10 protein-coding genes and 1 pseudogene are annotated in these 19,327 nt (G+C 72.4%); 6 read left to right on the top strand and 5 right to left on the bottom strand.

Annotated features, from left to right (window positions below; genetic code table 11):
• Positions 1–45 precede the first annotated feature (45 nt).
• Both DRB89_RS25795 and DRB89_RS25790 read left to right on the top strand, forming a co-directional pair.
• A complete protein-coding gene (locus DRB89_RS25795) occupies positions 46–294 on the top strand; it encodes an SCO4226 family nickel-binding protein (RefSeq protein ID WP_112450706.1) in 249 nt (82 codons plus the stop codon).
• Between the two features lie 242 nt (positions 295–536).
• Entirely contained in the window at positions 537–1,961 is a 1,425-nt protein-coding gene (locus DRB89_RS25790) for a SpoIIE family protein phosphatase (protein WP_112450705.1), read from the top strand.
• Between the two features lie 91 nt (positions 1,962–2,052).
• Here DRB89_RS25790 and DRB89_RS25785 read toward each other — a convergent pair whose 3' ends face one another.
• The gene (locus DRB89_RS25785) at positions 2,053–3,534 is read right to left on the bottom strand and encodes a hypothetical protein (RefSeq protein ID WP_112450704.1); all 1,482 of its coding nucleotides are present in this window, start codon (positions 3,532–3,534) and stop codon (positions 2,053–2,055) included.
• Positions 3,535–3,764: 230 nt separating this feature from the next.
• On the opposite strand from DRB89_RS25785, the gene DRB89_RS25780 reads away from it, so the two are divergent.
• A complete protein-coding gene (locus DRB89_RS25780) occupies positions 3,765–4,889 on the top strand; it encodes an aminoglycoside phosphotransferase family protein (protein ID WP_112453724.1) in 1,125 nt (374 codons plus the stop codon).
• A gap of 81 nt (positions 4,890–4,970) precedes the next feature.
• On the opposite strand, the gene DRB89_RS25775 is transcribed toward DRB89_RS25780, so the two are convergent.
• Positions 4,971–5,636, bottom strand: a complete 666-nt coding sequence (locus DRB89_RS25775) for a hypothetical protein (RefSeq protein WP_112450703.1) — start codon at positions 5,634–5,636, stop codon at positions 4,971–4,973.
• A gap of 10 nt (positions 5,637–5,646) precedes the next feature.
• Complete coding sequence (locus DRB89_RS46050; protein ID WP_275435595.1) at positions 5,647–11,658, bottom strand: RHS repeat-associated core domain-containing protein; 6,012 nt, start codon at positions 11,656–11,658, stop codon at positions 5,647–5,649.
• A 104-nt stretch (positions 11,659–11,762) separates the two neighbouring features.
• On the opposite strand from DRB89_RS46050, the pseudogene DRB89_RS25765 reads away from it, so the two are divergent.
• From DRB89_RS25765 to DRB89_RS25755, 3 genes and pseudogenes are all read left to right on the top strand, one after another.
• Positions 11,763–12,650, top strand: a pseudogene (locus DRB89_RS25765) (NAD kinase); the annotation flags it as partial.
• 145 nt (positions 12,651–12,795) lie between these two features.
• Entirely contained in the window at positions 12,796–14,538 is a 1,743-nt protein-coding gene (gene recN / locus DRB89_RS25760; RefSeq protein ID WP_204358035.1) for a DNA repair protein RecN, read from the top strand.
• Positions 14,539–14,704: 166 nt separating this feature from the next.
• A complete protein-coding gene (locus tag DRB89_RS25755; protein WP_112463430.1) occupies positions 14,705–15,772 on the top strand; it encodes a glycosyltransferase family 4 protein in 1,068 nt (355 codons plus the stop codon).
• Between the two features lie 432 nt (positions 15,773–16,204).
• Here the strand turns inward: DRB89_RS25755 and DRB89_RS25750 are convergent, their stop codons facing one another.
• The gene (locus tag DRB89_RS25750; protein WP_112449015.1) at positions 16,205–17,833 is read right to left on the bottom strand and encodes a PucR family transcriptional regulator; all 1,629 of its coding nucleotides are present in this window, start codon (positions 17,831–17,833) and stop codon (positions 16,205–16,207) included.
• Positions 17,834–17,867: 34 nt separating this feature from the next.
• Positions 17,868–19,250 (bottom strand): FAD-binding oxidoreductase, encoded by a 1,383-nt coding sequence (locus tag DRB89_RS25745; RefSeq protein ID WP_112449016.1) that lies wholly within the window; start codon positions 19,248–19,250, stop codon positions 17,868–17,870.
• Positions 19,251–19,327 lie beyond the last annotated feature (77 nt).

Here is a 19,327-nt window from a genome sequence, read left to right as displayed (position 1 = left end):
GCCCGTGCACCCCCGCACACCCGACGGACAGAGGAGGTGTCGGCAGTGGCGAAGTTCATGGACGTCCACTACGGCATGGACGGCATCACCGAGGAGCAGTTGCTGGCCGCCCACAAGGCCGACCTGGACATCGAATCGCAGGAGAGCGTGCACTTCGAGCGGGCCTGGGCGGACCCGGCTTCCGGCACGGTCTACTGCCTCTCCGAGGCCCCCTCGGCGGAGGCGGTCCAGCGGATCCACGAGCGCACCGGACACCCGGCCAGCGAGATCCACCCGGTGCCGATCTCCGTGTAACGGCCCAGACGCCGCAAGGGGCCCGAGGCCTCCCGTTCCGGTCCACCGGCAGGACTGACCGGATTCGTTCGCACACCCGGGGACGGTCGAGAGGCCTCAGGCATATGCCTTAAGCAAGCCCGCCACAGATGTTGCCAAACGCCTTACAGGCCGTCGCCGCCTGTGCAAGAGTCGTTACAGGCCCTTCCACAGAACCGGTCCCTCCTCAGACTTGGCCGTGCCGCGCCTGTATCGGAGTTCTCATGCCGTCCCACCTGTTCGCGGACCGTCCCGCGCAGCCCCCCGAGCCAGGGTCGGTGGACGCGCTGATCTCCCAGACCCGAAGGCTCCGCGGGGAAGTCGACGCCGTCCGCCGCGACACCGTCGTCGACGACGACGACGCACAGGGCCGCTGGCAGCGCGCACTGTGCGATCTCGCGGTGCACCACCTCGACGACCTCCGCGCCCACCTCGGCCAGCTCAAGGAGGGCCTGCCGCCCGCGGCCGAGTTCGCCGCGGTCCCGCAGGCCGCCCCCGAGACCGGGCCGGAGGCCCAGCAGACCCGGGTCGGCAGCGCCGAGTGGAACCTGCTGACCGACGAGGTCAGCTGGTCCGACGAGCTCTTCCAGATCTTCGGCCGCTCCCCGGAAGCCGGCGCACTGCCGCTCGACGAGCTGGGCTCCACCCTGTTCTCCGATGACCAGCCGCTGCTCACCGCGATGGTGACGGCCTGTCTGGTGGACGGCAAGCCGATAGACGGCGAGTTCCGCATCGTCCGGACCGACGGCCGCGTCCGGACGCTGCACATGAGGGGCGAGCCGGTACTCGACTCCGACGGCTGCACGGCCTCCATGTGGGCCGTGCTGCGCGATGTGAGTGAACTGCGCCGGAGCCAGCGGGCGGTGCGCGAGTCACGTGACTCGCTGCAGCGCCGGCAGGAGATCGCGCAGACCGAGCGCCGGCTGGCGGTCGAGCTGCAGGAAGCCGTGCTCCCCCCGTGGCGCGGCTCCCTGCGGTTCCCGCACGACAGCACCCGGGCACTGGACGTGGCCGCGCACTACCTGCCCTCCGCGACCAGCGCGCTGATCGGCGGCGACTGGTACGACGCGCTCGAACTGCCCGACGGTCACTCCATGCTGACGGTCGGAGATCTGACCGGCCACGGGGTGACCGCCACGTCCGGCATGGCGATGATGCTCGGCGCCCTGCGCGGGATGGCCATGGCGGGCATCGAGCCGGGCCCCCTGATGGGCTGGCTCAACCAGCTCCTGGAGACCTCCGTACAGCCCGCGCTGGGGTCGGCGGTGTGCTGCCGCTACGACCCGGCGCGCCGGGTGCTGTCCTGGGCGCAGGCCGGTCACCCCGCCCCGCTGCTGTTCCGGCGCGGCCAGGGGCGCTCGCTGCTGCCGCCCGAGGGCGTGCTGCTGGGAGCGACCTCCGGAGCCTCGTACGGGCAGGCGGAGGAGCGGCTCGAGCCCGGCGACGTGCTCGTCCTGCACACCGACGGACTGACCCCGCGCAGCATCGAGTTCAGCAAGGCCGACGGGACCGAGCGGCTGCTGGCGCTGGCCCCGCACTTCTCGGCCGCGCGGTCGGCGCAGGAGTGCGTGCGCATGGTGATCGGGGAGTTCGGCGAGGGCGAGCGCGAGGACGACGCCTGCGTGCTGGTGGCCCGGATCGGCCCGTAGCCGGCGGACCGCCCGCGTCAGCGGATGTGCGGGGTTTCAGGGCCGCGCCGGAAGGCGCGGCCTTTCGGCGCGCTCGGGCTGCCACCGGCCCTCAGACCGTACGGGCCACTGGGCTGTTCGGGAGGGCCAGTTTGATCTCCGCGCGGAGCTCCTCGATGCCGGCGAAGCCCGAGTACTGGCCGGTCAGCCGGTACATCTCGCGCAGCCGGTCCCACGTGCGGTGCGAGGAGGTCTCGTTCATCGACACGAGCGCGAGGCGGGCGTAGCGGTCGGCCTGCTCCGGGTCGTCGGCGATGAAGCAGGCCGAGGCCATCGAGATGTAGTCGAAGATCTTCGACCGCTGGTGGCCGTCGGCCCGCAGGCGCAGGGCCTCCTTGGCGTGCTTCTGCGCGATCGGCGCCGCCGAGGGGTCGTGGTCGGCGAGGGTCCGGAAGGCCAGCGCCTGCATGCCGTGCAGGTCGGCCTCGTCGAAGTGCTGCATCCAGGACGGCGGCGGCACGTCGCCGGGGGTGGACACGAACAGGTCCTCGGCTTCGCCCAGGGTCCGGCGCATGGCCTGCCCCTTGCCCAGCGCGGCCTGCGCCCAGGCCTCGATCGTGTGCAGCATGGCCCGGGTGCGGGGCAGGGTCTGCTCGCCGGAGCCGGACTGCGCCAGCTTCATCAGGTCGAGGGCCTCGTTCGGCTTGCCCAGGTGGACCATCTGGCGGGCGGCCCGGGAGAGCGCCTCCCCCGCGCGCGGCCGGTCGCCGCCCTCGCGGGCGGCGTGGGCCGCGATGACGAAGTACTTCTGCGCGGTCGGCTCCAGGCCGACGTCGTGGGACATCCAGCCCGCCAGCACCGCCAGGTTGGCGGCCACCCCCCACAACCGTCGCTGGAGGTGGTCGGGGTGGTGGTAGGCGAGCATGCCGCCCACCTCGTTGAGCTGCCCGACCACGGCCTTGCGCTGGAGGCCGCCGCCTCTGGAGGCGTCCCAGGCGCGGAAGACCTCCACGGAGCGCTCCAGCGCCTCGATCTCCTGGGAGCCGATGGGCGCGGCCTCGTAGCGGTCGTAACCCGCCGAGTCGGCCTGGAAGGGGTCGTCGTGGCGCTGCGCGCCCTTCGCGCGGGCGGGGTCGGTGTGGAGCCAGTCGTACATGGCGTTGCTGAGGGCTGAGCCGGCGGTGAGCGCGGCACCCGCGCTCATCAGACCGCGACGGTTGAGCATGAGGTCCATTCCCGTGAATTCGGTGAGGACCGCGGCTGTGCGTTCGGGCGCCCAGGGCATTCCGTCGGGGTTCTCCTTCTCCCCTTCGGGCTGCCGCTTTCCGGTGCGCCGTTGCCGTACGAACCCGAGGTCCTCGATGGTCACGACACGACCGAGCCGCTCGGTGAACAGGGCTGCCAGTACCGTGGGCACCGGTTCGCGCGGGGTCTCCCCCATGTCGATCCAGCGCCGCACCCGCGAGGTGTCGGTCGCCAGCTGGTGGTGGCCCATGGAAGCCGCCTGCCGGTTGACCATCCTCGCCAGTTCACCCTTCGACCAGCCGGCCAGGCCGAACAAGTCGTTCAGACGGGTGTTTGGTCCTTTGCTCACGTCAAGCCCCCAGGTTCTCGGCTGAGTTGACAGTAACCCCGTGTCAGGTGCCGAGCGACTATTCGCCAGGGTTCGCCAGGGCACGCAAGGTGGTCCGCCACCCACGGGCGGGTGTCAGGTAGGAATGCGCCTCCCCGACCCGGTCACCGGCGGAACTCCCCAGGGTGATGCACGGGATCCGGCGGGGCGGCGTACGCAACTCGTCGGCGCACGAAGGGATCCGTAACGCCATGTACGCAGCAACGACCTCCGTGTCCGCCCCTCTCCGGCCGCACCGCACGCTCCCCGCGGGCGGCGGCCCCTACCTCGAACCCGGCCGCACCACCGCACAGGCGCAGGGCGCCGTACGGACGCGGCGGATGCCGGGGACCGGATCGCAGCCGCTCAGCGGGAGAATCGACCTCTCGGGCCCGCAGGGAGCCCAGTTGCGCACGGCGCTCGCCTCGGTCCAGCGGATCTGTCCGGAGTTCGCTCCGGTCCAGGTGCTGCGGCGCAGCGGCCGCTCGGTCCTGCTGGTGGGGACCACCGGAAGGATGACGGCCGTCGCGAAGGTCTTACTGGATCACTCGCCAGAGTGGCGCGAGCGGTACCGGCACGAAATAGCGACGTACCGGACCTTCGTCCGCCACCGCCCGCAGGTCCGGGTGCCGCGGCTGATCGCCGCCGATCCGGAGAACTGCGTACTGATCGTCGAGCGGATGGCGGGCCGGGTCGCGGCGCTGCAGCGGCATCCGGTGGAGGCCCCGCCCAGGGCCGACCTGCGGGCGGCACTGGGAGCGGTGCGCCAGGTGAACGGCTGGCGGCCCGCCGAGGAGCTGTTCGGGCGGCCGCTGAACTACGGCCGGCGCATCGCCAGGGACTACGAGCTGGGCCTGCTGACCGACCGGGACCTCGGTGACCTGCAGAAGCTGCTGCACGGGGTGAAACTGTCCGGCACCCCCTGGCAGTTCAACCACGGCGACGCGCTCCTGTCGAACCTGCTGCTGTCCCCGGCGGGTCCCGTGCTCCTCGACTGGGAGCACGCGGGCTGGTACCTCCCGGGCTACGACATGGCCACCCTGTGGACGGTACTGGGCGACGCCCCGGCCGCACGGGCCCAGATCAGCCGCATGGCCCAGGCGGCGGGACCGGCGGCGCGGGACGCGTTCCTGGTCAACCTGATGCTCGTGCTGACCCGGGAGATCCGGATGTCGGAGACGGCGGTGCAGCGCTCGATGCTGGCGGCCGCCCCGGCCCAGCCCCTGCCGGCGGGCGCCCTGTCCTCCGGCGAGGAGCAGCGGCTGCTGCTGCGCCGCCTGCACGACGACGCGGGCATGGCCCGCAGGGCGGTCCGCGCGGCGGTGGGCACGCGCTGAGACCGAACGGGAGAAGCCCGGCCCTTCCGGAATCCGGAAGGGCCGGGCTTCGTCACACCCGCGCATCGCGTGGCGCGGGCCTCACCAAGGGCTGCGGACCTTGATGCCCAGGCCGCGGACCCGGTCCTGGGCCCGCGGGTCGAGCTTCAGCAGCAGGTCCTCGCCGACGACCCCGTCCCGCCGCCACATGGTGCAGAGGGTTTCCAGGGCCGCTTCGGCCACCTCCGGCTCCTTGTCGGCCGCGACGCCCACCAGGGCTTCCACGGCCGGCCGGGAGCGGAACCCCGCCACCGACCGTGCCGTCCCGGCCCGGTCCGCGGCGGGAACCGCCGGGTCGGCGAGCGAGCGCAGCCTCTCCGCCGTGTCGCGGGCGTCCGTGCAGGGCAGCACCCAGAGCAGGTAGACGATCTGGGCTCCCAGCACGATCAGGTACTGCAGCGGCACGGTCAGCGCCGCCACCGGCAGCGGCAGGAGCAGCGGGAGCACGATCAGCCAGCCCCCCCGGATCCGCTGGGCCCCGCCGGTCGGCGGTTCGAACCGCCGACCGGCCAGCAGGGCGAGCACGGCCAGGGTCACGACCGTCAGGAGGGGCACCATCAGCAGCCCCACCTTCATGCCCAGGCCGAACGAGTCCCAGAAGGGGTCAGTGCCCATGGCCGGCTGCACCACCGCCGCGGCCGTCCACCCGAGGAGGGCGGTCAGGACGTACCGCTGCAGGGAGATGCGCAGCCACCTCTTCGTGCTCATCACGGTCTCCTCACTTGCAGCTCTTCGTGCAGTCGCCGTTGACCCACGTGCGCTGGTCGATGTCCTTGAGGAAGATCCCGCCGAACGCGTCCAGTGCGTCGTAGCCGCTTTCGTGCGCCATCCTGTCCTGCCCGATCCAGCGCGCGTCCTGCCCCTGCCGGTACTGCACGGCTTCCATGTCCGGGTACGCGTTGCCCGAGCGGGTCACCGACACCGAGTCCTTGTCGGCCTTGACCTTCAGATAGTTGTCGACCGCCCCGATCGTGATGAGCGGCTGGACCCCGTGCACTCCCAGGAAGAGCCCGTCCGAGTTGGAGCCGAGGTCGTCGTCGATGATGTTATAGCCGTCGACCGTCCTGTTCTTGGGCAGGTCGGTCCTGATGGGAAGGGCCGGGAGGAGCTTGGAGCCCACGTCGACGACCTGCGGCTCGCCGCCCGTCGCGTACGAGGCCACGGTCCGCTTGCCCGGCATGGTGTGGGACGGTGCCACGTTGAAGACGACTTCACCGGTGGCCGTGTCCCAGAAGAGCACCATCCGGTAGGCCGCGGTCGGGTCGAGGGTGTCTTCCCGGTTGTCGCCCAGCAGGAGGGGCTTGCCCGGAATGATGGACATCGCACCGTAGGTGTGGATGTAGTACCGCACCATGATGATCCCGCGGTTCAGCCCACCGCCGACGTTCATGCGCAGACTCTTGCCGCCCTTCTCCGGAGGGCTGTGCATCTCGTCGTCGACCTTGTCGTAACTGCCGTCCCCGTCGTCGGGGGGCTCGTGGCCCGGCGTCGTGTTGTTGCACGAAGGGCAAGGCCGTGTCGGGCAGTCGATTTCCGCGCACATGCCGGTCGGGTCGGCGCTGGTGACGGGGTTGTTGCTCGCGTACGAGTAGCCGTTGAGGGACTGTGCGGCGTCCGGTGCGAGGACGGGGTCGACGCTGAGGAACTGGCCGAGGGCCGCGTCGTATTCACGTGCGCCGATGTGGGTCAGGCCCGTGCCGGTGTCCTCCGGCTTGTCCAGGAACCGCTTGTCCTCGGGCCAGTTGGCCGCCGCCGGTCCGCGTGCGGAGCCGAACGGGGTGGTGTAGCGCTTGGACACCGCCTGGGCGTCGTCCGCGGAAACCATGAGCGAGGACGTGCCGTGGGCGTCGCCGGCCACGAACGACAGCTTGGCGCTGCCGGATTCGCTGGTCAGGACCGCGACCTTGGTGCTGGCGACGGTGTAGGTGCGCGTGGCCCACTTCTTGGCGCCCTTGAGGTGGACCTCGTTGGAGCCCGCGTAGAGGACCGTCTCGCCCGCCGGGTCGCGGCGGATCAGAAGTTCACCTTCCGCGTCGTAGACGTAGTCGGTGGCGGTGGCGCCTTCGGTCGTCTTGGCGAGCTTGCCTTCCGGCCCCCAGTTCAGAGTTTGAGAGGTCGCGCTGCCGGGGGTTTCGGCGCGCTTGGTGGTGTTTCCGATGGAGTCGTAGGCGTACTGCGGGGTGAGGCCGGTGCAGGTGGCGCCGGTGGTGGTGGCCGCCAGGGCGTGCGGGCGGGCCGGGTCGTAGCAGTAGGTACGGGTCTGCGGGGTCCCGGTGTTGGTCTTCTCCGTGGCCCGCTGGCCGCCCGCCGTGTACGTGTAGCTGTTCCAGTACGGAGCCGCGCCGTCGAGGTTGGCGGCGGTGCGCCCGGTCGGGTTGCAGTCGGCGGTCTTCGGGGTCCAGGCCTCCGTCATCCGGCGCTGCGCGTCGTAGGAGAAGCACTGGTTGTCGGCCTTGGTGAACCCGCTCAGCGGAGCCGAGTCGAAGATCGACAGGACATTGCCCGCCTGGTCGTATTGGTAGGTCAGCTCCTGCAGCATGCCGTTGTGCGTCTGGTCGTTGACCGTGGACCGCAGCAGGCGGCGGGTGCCTTCCTCGTAGGTGTTGCCGATGAACGTCTTGCGCACACCAGCGGCGGCCGAACGGGCCAGGGTGAGCTGGTCGATGTCGCCCAGCGGGGAGTACGACACGTTCTGCACGTAGTCGGTGGTTCCGGAGAGCCCCTTCGCCAGACCGAAGTCGTCGTAGCTCACCTGGAGGATCTCGGCGGGGAGACCAGCGGCCGCGGGCGCGGACGTGGAGTTGAGCGCGCCGTCGAGCCGGTAGTTGACCGTGGTGTCGGTGGTGGCGGCGATGGCGCCCGAGGTGACGAGCGGGTCGTCGGCGGGCAGGGTCAGGCGGGTCGTCGAGGGACGGCCCAGGACGTCGTACGCGGTCACGGACTTGGTGTACGCCTTGCCGGTCAGGCCGCCTTCGTAGCGCGTCGCGGCGGAAGGGGAACCCTTGCGGACCGTGTCGTACGTCCACGCCGCGAGCTTGTTGGCGTCGGACTTCGGCGACTTCCACAGGCCGGTCTTGCGGCCGGCCTCGTCGTACGCGTACTCCAGGACCGTGTTGCGGGCGTCCTTGGACGTCGCGATCTGGTCCAGGACCGTGAAGGTCGTGGTGGAAAGCCCCTTGTCCGGGTCGGTGGTGCTGCTGCTCCGGCCGAAGAGGTCGTAGCCGTACGTCCACTTCGAGCTGTCGGGCCCGGTGATCGTCGACGCCTTGCCGTCGACGGTGTAGGTGTTGCTCACGCTGGTGTAGGGCGTGCCGGGTGCGGTTCCTCCGTAGGCGGGGTCGTTCGGCGTGGTCCCGCCGTAGGTGCGGGTCTCGGTGGTCCGGCCCAGCGCGTCGGTGATCGTGCGGGTCGCGTTGCCGCCCTGGACGGCCGTCGTCGCGGTCGAGTCACCGGTGTAGCTGGTGGTCGTGGACTGCTTCTGCACGCCGTAGACGAGCAGGGTGCTGGTCGTGGGGCGGCCCAGGCCGTCGAAGACGGTCTGCGACTGGGCGGGGGTGCTGCCGTACTCGGCGCGGGCGTAGACGCCTTCCGGCGCCTTGTCCTTGTCCCAGATGTCCGTGTAGGACTCGTAGGCCAGGCCACGGGAGTCGTAGCGGGTGTCGGTCAGGACCCGGCCGCCGTTCGGCGACGCGGCCTGCGTCTGGAGCGGGCGGAGCAGTGCGTCGGCGATCGTGTAGACCGTCTTGTAGCTGCCGTCGGCTGCGAGGCTGGCGACCGAGGTCCAGGGCTGCTTGCCGCGCTCCAGCAGGTAGTCGTACTTGACGTTCGGAGTCAGGGACTGGCCCCGGTTGGGCAGCCAGGTGGCGGTCACACGGCCGAGGCCGTCGTAGGTGTTGAAGGTCGAGGCCATGTTCGCCTCGATGGACCGCACGACGGAGCCGCGCAGGTCCATGTAGGTGTACGTCTTGTGCTGCTGGCCGGTGGCGGCCAGCTTCGGCGCGGTGACCACGGTGACTTCCAGCGGGCCGGCGGCGGCGGGCGTGTAGCTGGTCGTGGTCGTGTTCCCGGCCGCGTCGGTGCTGGTCAGCGGGCGGCCGAGCTTGGCCGTCGCCGTGTCGTAGGTGGTCTTCGCGGTGGTCTGCCAGCCGGCGGCGCCGACCGGGTTGCGGTCCGCGGTACCGCTCGCCACCGGGTAGGACTGAGGGCGCCCGGCCCAGGTCGCCAGGCCCAGGGTCGGGGTCTGGTTCGCGGTCCAGCCGGTGGCGGCCGTGTCGTCGTAGACCATGGCCGTGTCGGTCAGGACGTCGCCGCGGGTCGCGGAGTTGGCGGGGAGGGTCAGCTTGTCGTCCGTGACGGAGCACAGGGCTCCGACGGTGCGGGTGCGTGACGTGAGGTTGGTGATGCCCTTGGCGTCGTTGCGTGCGTACCAGGTGCGGGTGCAGGTCTCGTCGCCCGGCTTGGCCGTGTCACCGGAGGAAGAGGACAGCGTCTTCATTCCGTAGACGTCGTCGTACGTGGTGTCGCTCCGGGTGGTGCGCCAGGTGTTGGACGCCGTGAGGAAGGTGTGGGCGTATTCGGTCTGCGGTCGGACGTAGTGGGCCTTGGCGTTGCCGTAGGACGCCTGCCGGCTCGCGGTCTCCTTGCTCCACGGGTCGGTCACCGACACGGAGACCGGGGTGGTTCCGTCGTAGGTGATCTCCTGGCGCTTGAAACCGGAGTACTGCTCGTCGTCGTTGATCGCGGGGATCGTCAGGCCGGACACCGGGACGGCCGCGACCGTGGTGGTGCGGGTGGCGGTGCTGTCCTTGCGCTTGTCGCCGTGCATGCCCTGCATGAAGACCTTCACGGCCTTGGAGCGGGTCTTGCCGAGGGCGCCGGTGTGGGTGGTGACCTTGCCGTAGCCGCGCCAGTCGGACCAGGTCCGCTCCTTCTCCGGCGTCAGCGGGTCGTCGTTGTGGTGCCAGCCCGGGTTCGCGTACTCGTAGGAGTTCTCGACGAGGTCGTTCTGGCCGGCCGGGTCGGCGATGGTGACGGCCGCGACGTTGTACTTGTGGAACCAGTCGAGCTTCGGGTCACCGCCGTTGATCGGCCAGTACACCGGATAGCAGGACAGCGCGTTGTCGTCCTCGGCCACCGGCATCTTCGAACCGCGCACGCACTCCGGGTTCGAGAGGGTGACCGTGGTGATCGCGCCCGTCTCCGAGGTGATCGTGTTGATGCGCGGACGGTTCAGCGGGACCACGTCATCGCCGTCCACGTCCACCCGGTTCGGGCGCATGTGGTAGGTGAAGTCCACGGGTGGGACGTTCACCGTCCCGCCGTTCTTGCCGGTGCGCTTGATGGACTTCAGGACCAGGGTCTGGTCACTGGTGTCGCCCAGGTCGCCCGGGTCCAGGTACTCCTGGGCGAGGTCGAAGGTGTCCACGTTCGCGTAGTTGTCCGGCTCGAGAGCCGTGGACCACGCGTGGGTGTTGACGGCCGTCATGCGCTTGCGGGTGAAGAAATCCGGTGCGAGAGCACGGCAGTCGGTCTCGCTCGCCGAGCACACCGCCTCGAAGGGGACGTCGGGCCAGTTGTCCGAGGTGTCCTTGGTCAGGTCGTCGCACTTCGTCGCGAAGCAGCGCTCCGCATAGCCGAAGGTGACCTTGTGGGAGGCGGTCCCGGTGAAGAGCGTGTCGGCGCGCTGGCCGTAGCGGATCTCGTTCAGGTAGCCGCCCCGGTTGTAGGCCGCGAGCTTGGTCTTGTCGCCGTTCTTGGCGTAGTTGTTGGACTCGGCCGTGTACCAGTAGGTGGCCGCGTTGCCGTGGACGTCCTGGACCAGATCCACGTTCCAGCGCCAGGCCTGCGTCTCGGAGCGGCCCGCGAAGGTGGAGCCCTTGGCGTAGCCGGGCTCGCCCGAGTCGTCGCCGAACACCGGTGCGGACCAAGTCGAGTTGGTGCGCTCGGCGCCTGCGCCCGGGAGCTTGTTCAGGCCGAAGGTGTAGGTCGTGCCGTCACCGGTGACCACCTTCCAGTACTCGCCGTCGTTGTCGCCGTTGTCGGCGCCGGTGGACCAGGTGACCTGGGAGGCGTCGTCGTCCTTCAGTCGCCACTTGCCCGTCGTGTCGTCCTTGACGAGCTCGCTGGACTTGCCGTTCAGGACGAGCGAGGCGTTCTCGTACTTCCAGCAGAGGTCGTGCTTGTCCTCCTGGCCGTCGTCGTCACAGGAGCCGTACTTGCGCTCGATGTAGGAGGAGGTCAGGTCGAAGCCCTCGCCGACCTGGGAGCCCTGGTTGTTGGAGTTCGCGGTCCGGCCGTCGATGCTACCCGAGCTGTACGAGAACGACAGCGACGGCGTGGGGCCGGAGACCGCGGCCGGGACCGCCACCGGATAGGACCAGGTGAAGGCGCCCGAGGAGGACCCGGACTCCCAGCTGGACGACGCGGAGAGCGGGGTCGCCGCGAAGTCGCCGCCGCCCTTCGGCGAGGCCGTCTCCGACGCCATGACGGCGAAGACCGCCGGAGCCTGCGCCGGGGCCTTGGACTTGGCCGCGGTCGGGGTTCCGGCGGAGAGCGAGGTGACGTCGGCCGTCACCGTGCGGTTCTTCAGGCTGTTCGCCGAGGGCAGCGGGGTCGTCTTGCGGCACTCCGCCTTGTCGGGGGTGGTCAGCGCACACGCGGGCAGGCTGACCAGACCCAGGCGCGTGGCCCAGCCACCACCCACCGCCGAGGCGAAGGAGCCGTAGTCCACGGTCAACTGCGCCGGACCGTCAGCCGTGTTGGTCGCGGTGAACAGGACACCGGTGATCCCGGCCTTCTCCGCCGCCTTCTGGTCCGTCGGGGGAGGCGGGGGCGCGGACCGTCTTCCTGCTCGCGCACACCGGGCGGCCGGCGGCCATCCGCAGCGCCGAGCTGGTCGTACAGGGGCTGCTGCGCAGCGGTCTGGGCGTACGGGTGCTGCGGCACGAGGCGGTGGACCTGCCGCTGCCGCCCGAGGTGGAGCTGGTGGCCGAGTGCACGCCGGAGGTGCTCGACGGGTGCGAGCTGCTGATCGTGCTGGGCGGTGACGGGACCCTGCTGCGCGGCGCGGAGTTCGCGCGGGGCTCGGGCGTGCCGATGCTCGGCGTCAACCTGGGCCGGGTGGGGTTCCTCGCGGAGGCCGAGCGGGACGATCTGGACAAGGTCGTGGACCGGGTCGTGACGCGGGAGTACGAGGTCGAGGAGCGGATGACCCTCGATGTGGTCGTGCGGACCAACGGTGACGTCCTGCACCGGGACTGGGCGCTGAACGAGGCGGCCGTCCAGAAGGTGTCCCCGGAGCGGATGCTCGAGGTGGTCCTGGAGATCGACGGGCGCCCGGTGTCCGGCTTCGGGTGTGACGGGATCGTCTGCGCGACGCCGACGGGCTCGACGGCGTACGCCTTCTCGGCCGGCGGGCCGGTGGTCTGGCCGGAGGTCGAGGCGCTGCTGATGGTGCCGATCAGCGCGCACGCGCTGTTCGCGAAGCCGCTGGTGACCTCGCCGGACTCGGTGCTGGCGGTGGAGGTGCAGACCGGGACCCCGCACGGGGTGCTGTGGTGCGACGGGCGCCGGACGGTGGAACTGCCCGCCGGGGCCCGGGTGGAGGTCCGGCGGGGGACGGTGCCGGTCCGGCTCGCGCGGCTGCACCACGCCTCGTTCACGGACCGGCTCGTCGCGAAGTTCGCGCTGCCGGTGTCCGGGTGGCGCGGGGCGCCGCACTAGGGCCGTGGAGCGGGAGGGCGCCGGGCGTCGCACCGGCTCCGTACCTCGGGTGTACGTAAATAGCATGATTGTTCGACCGGGTCTGGGCGGGTGACGTCACATGGCACCCGTGAAACCTCGGTATCGTCGTCCCGTGCTTGAGGAGATGCGGATACGGTCGCTCGGGGTCATCGACGACGCGGTGGTCGAGCTGTCGCCCGGTTTCACCGCGGTGACCGGCGAGACCGGCGCGGGCAAGACCATGGTCGTCACCAGCCTCGGGCTGCTGCTCGGCGGGCGGGCCGACCCCGCGCTGGTGCGGATCGGGGCCAAGGCGGCGGTCGTCGAAGGACGCATCGTCATGCGCCCGGACGCCCCCGCCGCGCTGCGCGCCGAGGAAGCCGGCGCCGAGCTCGACGACGGCGCCCTGCTGATCAGCCGGACCGTCTCCGCCGAGGGCCGCTCGCGCGCCCACGTCGGCGGCCGCTCCGTACCCGTCGGCCTGCTCGCCGAACTCGCCGAAGACCTCGTCGCCGTCCACGGCCAGACCGACCAGCAGGGCCTGCTCCGGCCGGCCCGGCAGCGCCAGGCCCTCGACCGGTACGCGGGCGACGCGGTCGCCGTCCCGCTGGAGAAGTACGCCGCCGCCCACCGGCGGCTGCGCGCGGTCGCCGGAGAGCTGGAGGAGATCACCACCCGGGCCAGGGAACGCGCCCAGGAGGCCGATCTGCTGCGCTTCGGGCTCGACGAGATCAACGCCGTCGAGCCGGTCGCCGGCGAGGACGTCGAGCTGGCCGCGGAGGCGGAACGCCTCGGCCACGCCGAATCCCTGTCCTCGGCGGCCCAGGTCGCGCACGCGGCCCTCGCCGGCAACGTGGAGGACCCCGAGGGCGTCGACGCGGGCGCGCTCGTCGCCGGGGCGCACCGCGCACTGGAATCCGTACGCTCCCACGACCCGGCGCTCGGCGCGCTCGCCGAGCGGATCGGGGAGCTGGGCATCCTGCTCGGGGACGTGGCCGGGGAACTGGCCGGCTACGCGGACGACCTGGACGCCGACCCGCTGCGGCTGGCGGCCGTGGAGGAGCGGCGCGCGGCGCTGACCCAGCTGACCCGCAAGTACGGCTCCGCGCGGAACGGCTCCGCGCAGCACACGGTGGACTCCGTACTGGAGTGGGCCGAGCGGGGATCCGTACGGCTGCTGGAGCTGGACGGCGACGACGGGCGGATCGGCGAACTGACCGCGGAACGCGACGGGCTGCGGATGGAACTCTCCTCCCTGGCCCAGGCGTTGACCGATGCCCGGAGCGAGGCGGCGACCCGCTTCGCGTCGGCGGTCACCGAGGAGCTGGCCTCGCTGGCGATGCCGCACGCACGGGTCACCATCGACATCCGGCAGACCGAGGACCCCGACGGGGTCGAGGTCGGCGGGCGGCTCGTCGCCTACGGGCCCTCGGGCACCGACGAGGTCGAACTGCTGCTGGCCCCGCACCCCGGGGCCCAGCCGCGGCCGATCGCCAAGGGCGCGTCGGGCGGTGAGCTGTCGCGGGTGATGCTGGCCGTCGAGGTCGTCTTCGCGGGCTCCGACCCGGTGCCGACCTACCTCTTCGACGAGGTCGACGCGGGCGTCGGCGGCAAGGCGGCCATCGAGGTCGGGCGGCGGCTCGCGAAACTGGCCAAGTCGGCGCAGGTCGTGGTCGTCACCCACCTGCCGCAGGTGGCGGCCTTCGCGGACCGCCAACTGCTGGTCGAGAAGACCAGCGACGGCTCCGTGACGAGGAGCGGCGTCACCGTCCTGGAGGGCGAGGACCGCATCCGCGAGCTGTCGCGGATGCTGGCCGGCCACGAGGACTCGGCGTCGGCGCGGGCGCACGCGGAGGAACTGCTCGCGGCCGCGCAGGGCTCGGCGTAGCGCCCGCCCGGGCGTCCGGCTGACGCCCCGCTAGCCCGTGTGGGTGAGGATCAGGGGTGCCGAGCGGTATCTCCTACGGGATCCGCACCCGAATGGTCCCGGAACGCGCGTGCGGACTGGCATTCTGGGCGACGTCTCTGCCTCCCTCACCCTGGAGCTTCGGCCCGTGAGCAGCTCCCCGGTATCGGTATCGGTCCCCGTCCTTCGCACCGTCCAGGTGCTCGGCGGCGCGAGCGGCGGTGCGCACGTGCGGTCGCTGGCCACCGGGCTCGCCGCGCGGGGCGTACGGGTCACCGTGTGCGCACCCGTCGAAGCCGAGGGGGAGTACGACTTCACCAGCGCCGGGGCGCGGTTCACCCCGGACGCGGTGAGCGCGCTGCGGGCCGCGTGCGTCGAGGCCGACGTCGTGCACGCGCACGGCGTACGGGCCGGCATGCGGGCGGCGCTGGCCCTGCGCGGGCGCCGGGTCCCGCTGGTCGTCAGCTGGCACGGCGGCGGCCCCGGAGCCGGCCGGCTGAGCCTGCTCCTGGAACGGCACGTGGCCCGCGCCGCGGCGGTCGTCCTCGGCGCCTCCCCGGCGCAGGTCGACCTGGCCCGGCTGCGCGGGGCGCGGGACGCACGGCTGGCGGCGGTGGCGGTGCCGACCGGGCCGCCGGCCGTGGATCCGGGCAAGGTGCGGGCGGAACTCGGCGTCGTGGAGCGGCCGTTGCTGATCGCGGTCGGGAGCCTGGTGCCGAGGCGCGGCTACTCCCTGCTGCTGGACGCGGCGAGGGCGTGGCGGACGCTGGACCCGGTGCCGCTGCTGGTGATCGCGGGGGAGGGCCCGATGCGGGCGGAACTCGCGCGGCGCATCCACGAGGAGGGCCTGCCGGTACGGCTCCTCGGGCGCCGGAGCGATGCCGTGCGGCTGCTCGCGGCGGCGGACGTCGCGGTGCTCCCGAGCCGGTGGGAGGCGCGGTCGCCGCTGGCGCAGGAGGCTCTGCGGGTGGGCGTGCCGTTGGTGGCGACGGCGGTGGGCGGTGTCCCCGAGCTGGTGGGCGAGGCGGGCGTGCTGGTGCCGTACGGCGACGCGGGGGCGCTGGCCGGCGCGGTCTCGGCGCTGCTGGCGGATCCCGCGCGGCGGGCGGAGCTGGCGGCGGCGGGGCGGGCGCAGGCGGCGACGTGGCCGTCGGAGGACGACACGGTGGCGCAGGTCCTGTCGGTGTACGACGAACTGACGGCCCGCCCCCGCTAGCCCGTATCCGGGCCTGCCCTGCCCGGGCCCTGCCCGGGTCTTGTCCGGGTCTTGCCGCAGCCGTTTGGCGTCGGCCGTGCCGTTTCCCGGGGCCGGGCCGCGGGGTGTGCCGCGCGCGGGGCGAAGTCCCCTACCCGCCCTTCCACCGTTCCCCGGAGCTCCGCCCCGGACCCGTTGCCGCGTGCGGCGCCGCTGCCGGGGTCCGGGCGGAGCCCGGGGAACGGTGGAAGGGCGGGTGGGGGACAGCCCCGCAGGGCCAACCGCCGCCCACCGGCCAGGCGACCGGCGGCGGTGGCAGGGGCCCCGCCCCGCCCTCGCCGGACGGAGTCCGGCGCAGCGGCGCGAAGCCGATGAGGCCCGCCAGGGGCGAGGCGTGCGAGGGGTGCGTCAAGGAGGAGTGGCCCGCCAGGGGCGAGGCGTGCGAGCGGCGCGTCAAGAAGCAGCGGGGGCCACGTGGCGGCGTGCGCGGAGGGCCAGGCTCAGGGAGAGGACCGTCTCCGGGTCGTCCAGGTCCGCACCCAGGAGCTCCGAGATGCGGGCCAGCCGGTTGTACAGCGTCTGCCGGTTCAGGTGCAGCTCGCGCGCCGTCTCCGCCTTGCGGCCCGCGTGGGCCAGGTACGTCTCCAGGGTGGGGAGCAGCGGGGGGCGCGAGACCGTGTCGTGGACCCGTAGGGCCCCGATCGCACGGTCCACGAAGGCCGCCAGGTCGGGGTGTTCGCGCAGCCGCCACAGGAGGAGGTCGATGTCCAGGCGGCGGGCGTCGTACCAGGGCCGGGCGGGCAGCCCGTGCGCGGCCGTGGCCGTCTCCGCGGCGTGCCGCAGGCCCGCCGAGGCCGCCGCCCAGCTGCCGCAGACGCCGACGACGACCGCCGCCGGAGCCCCCGCCCGCTCCAGGCCCGCCCGCTCGACGCCGGCCCGCAGGGCCGCCGCGACCCGATCGGCCACCGTCGTGCGTTCGGCGTCGGAGCGCAGGGACACCAGCAGCGGGACGCGGCCCTCCACCGGGCGGACCCCGAGGAGGACCGGGACGCCGACCGAGGAGAGCTCCTCGAGGACCGCCCGGGCCAGGACCGCCCAGTTCCCCGACGGGCCCAGCTCCGAGGACAGCCGCATGACGACGGGCAGGAGCGGGCCGGTGCCGGGTTTGAAGCCGAGGACGCGGGCTTGCGCGGGGGCGTCCTCGGCCGAGATCCGGCCCTCGGCGAGGTCGGTCAGGAAGTCACCGCGGCCGCGCGCCGCCAGCTCGTCCTCCTGGCGGGCCTGCATCAGGACGACGGCCAGTACGCCCGCCGTCCGCTCCGCCGCCATCCGGTGCACGGGCAGCAGCGGGGAGGACACGCCCAGCAGGACCAGCCGGGCCCGGACCGATCCCGTGCCGTGGCCGCCCCCGGGGACGTCGACCACCACGGAGTTGCCGGAGGGCTCGGCCGGGCGCTGGCCCCGCATGCCCTCCCACACCTGGAGCGGATCCGCGGCTGCCTCCCCGGAGCCGGGTCCGGCGGCGTAGAGCAGCTGTCCGTCGGGGGTCTCCAGGAAGACCGGGTTCGAGGTGAAGTCGGCAAGGATGTGCAGGACCTGGGGGATCCCGCCGCCGCCGAGCAGGGCCTCCGTGCAGCGCCGGTGGACTTCCTCGGCCCGCTGGAGCAGGGCGTAGTGGTGGTTGACGATCTCGGTGTGCACCTCCTCCGTGACGGTCACGAAGGGGACTTCCCGGTGCAGTTGGACGAGGGGGAGCCCGGCGGCCCGCGCGGTCTCCACGAGCGTCGCCGGGAGCCGGGTGAAGCGCGGGCCCAGCTCGACGACCAGCGCCGCGATGCCGCGGTCCGCGAGGCGGCGCACGAAGGCGCGCTGCTCGGCGGGCCGGGTGCCGAGGCCGAGGCCGGTGGTCAGCAGCAGCTCGCCGCCCTTGAGCAGGGACGCGATGTTGGGGACCTCGCCGGCGTGTACCCAGCGCACGGTCCGGCCCAGCCGGTCGGCGCAGGCCATGACCTCCGGAAGCCCGCTGCGCAGCCCCGGCAGCTCCAGCGCCCGCTGAACCGTGATCCCGCCCTGGTTGTCCATATCGCGGACCGTACCGGCCGTCCGGTTCCCGGGGCTACCCGGGCCTGATGTTGTGGTTGAAGCGGAAGACGTTGTCCGGGTCGTACTCCCGCTTCACCGCGCCCAGCCGGGCCAGGTTCGCCTCGCCGAGCCCGGCCACCACCCGTTCCGGGCCCTCGTCGCCGGTGAAGTTGAGGTAGACCGCGCCGGTGCTCCAGGGCAGCACGTCGGCGCGCACGTCCTTGACCCACCGGCGGCACCGGTCGTCCTCGGCCGGGTCCTCCCAGATGCCGAAGGGGTGCACGGCCCACGGGGCGTCGCGGTACGGGACCGGGAACTCCGGGGGGCCGGTGGCGATGGCGCCGCCCAGCGGGAACATGACGTGCTGGGTGCCGGTCGGCACCGGCATCGAGGAGGCGCGGCCGCAGAACACGTCCACCAGCTCGTCGGGCAGGCCGGTCAGGTACTCGGCCGACCAGTAGTTCCGCAGGCCGGGCGGATCGTCCATCATGCACTGGAGGTCCGCGTACGGGAGGGCGGTCAGCACCTCGGCGACGTGCGGAAGCGCGAGCAGCGGCGCGACGAGCGCCCGCAGGGCCTCCTCACCGCCCGCGTAGGTCACCAGCGCCCCCGCCAGCAGTGTCCCGACCAGGTGCTCCGGTACGAAGGGCTCCGGCGGGCCGGTCATGTAGATCATGCCGCCGCCGACCTCGGGTCCGGCGGCCTCGAGGAGGTCCCGGTACGCGCGCAGCACCTCGGGGCCCGACTCCGGGGGGTACAGGAGCAGGCACATCGCGAACTCCGGCAGGTCGTGCAGGCGCAGCGTCAGTGAGGTCGCCACGCCGAAGTTCCCGCCGCCGCCGTGCAGGGCCCAGAACAGCTCGGGGTGGTCCTCGGCGGTCACGGTGAGCGTCCTCCCGTCCGCGGTGACCAGGTCCGCGCCGAGCAGGTTGTCCACGGCCAGGCCGAAGTTGCGGTCCAGCCAGCCGGAGCCGCCGCCCAGGACGAAGCCGGCGACGCCGGTGGTGGAGACGCGGCCGCCCGTGGTGGCGAGCGCGTACGGCTGGCAGGCACGGTCCAGGTGGCTCATGACGGCGCCGCCGCCGACCCGTACGGCCTTCGCGCCGGGGTGCACGGTGACCTCGTTCATCCGGCGCATGTCGATGACGACCCCGCCGTCGTTGAGGGACATCCCGGCCACGCTGTGGCCGCCGCCGCGGACCGCCACGGGCAGGTCCAGCTCGCGGGCGAAGCGGACGGCGGTGACCACGTCCGCCTCGCTCTCGCACCGGGCGATGACGGCCGGGCGGCGGTCGATCATCGCGTTGAAGATCGTGCGGGCCTCGTCGTACCCCGGGTCCTCGGGGGCGAACACCTCGCCGGCGAGGTCTTCGCGGAGCGCGGCCAGCGCCGCGCCCGCCTTCGAAGTGGGAGCCATGGCTGCCCCTTCCGCGCAGGGGAGGGCATAGGACCCTTCCAGCCTAGGCGGGGACGGGGGAGCGGGCGCGGCGGGAC

It is taken from the genome of Streptomyces sp. ICC4 (assembly GCF_003287915.1).
GTDB classification, from domain to species: Bacteria; Actinomycetota; Actinomycetes; order Streptomycetales; family Streptomycetaceae; genus Streptomyces; species Streptomyces tritrimontium.
The sequence above is the reverse complement of the archived record's forward strand: the minus strand, read 5'-3'. Positions and strand labels throughout refer to the sequence as shown.

Excerpts from the sequence above, each read along its gene's own strand:
- DRB89_RS25790 (WP_112450705.1), top strand. The coding sequence starts at position 537 with ATGCCGTCCCACCTGTTCGCGGACCGTCCCGCGCAGCCCCCCGAGCCA.
- DRB89_RS25780 (WP_112453724.1), top strand. The coding sequence starts at position 3,765 with ATGTACGCAGCAACGACCTCCGTGTCCGCCCCTCTCCGGCCGCACCGC.
- DRB89_RS25775 (WP_112450703.1), bottom strand. The coding sequence starts at position 5,636 with ATGAGCACGAAGAGGTGGCTGCGCATCTCCCTGCAGCGGTACGTCCTG.
- recN (WP_204358035.1), top strand. The coding sequence starts at position 12,796 with ATGCGGATACGGTCGCTCGGGGTCATCGACGACGCGGTGGTCGAGCTG.
- DRB89_RS25750 (WP_112449015.1), bottom strand. The coding sequence starts at position 17,833 with ATGGACAACCAGGGCGGGATCACGGTTCAGCGGGCGCTGGAGCTGCCG.
- DRB89_RS25745 (WP_112449016.1), bottom strand. The coding sequence starts at position 19,250 with ATGGCTCCCACTTCGAAGGCGGGCGCGGCGCTGGCCGCGCTCCGCGAA.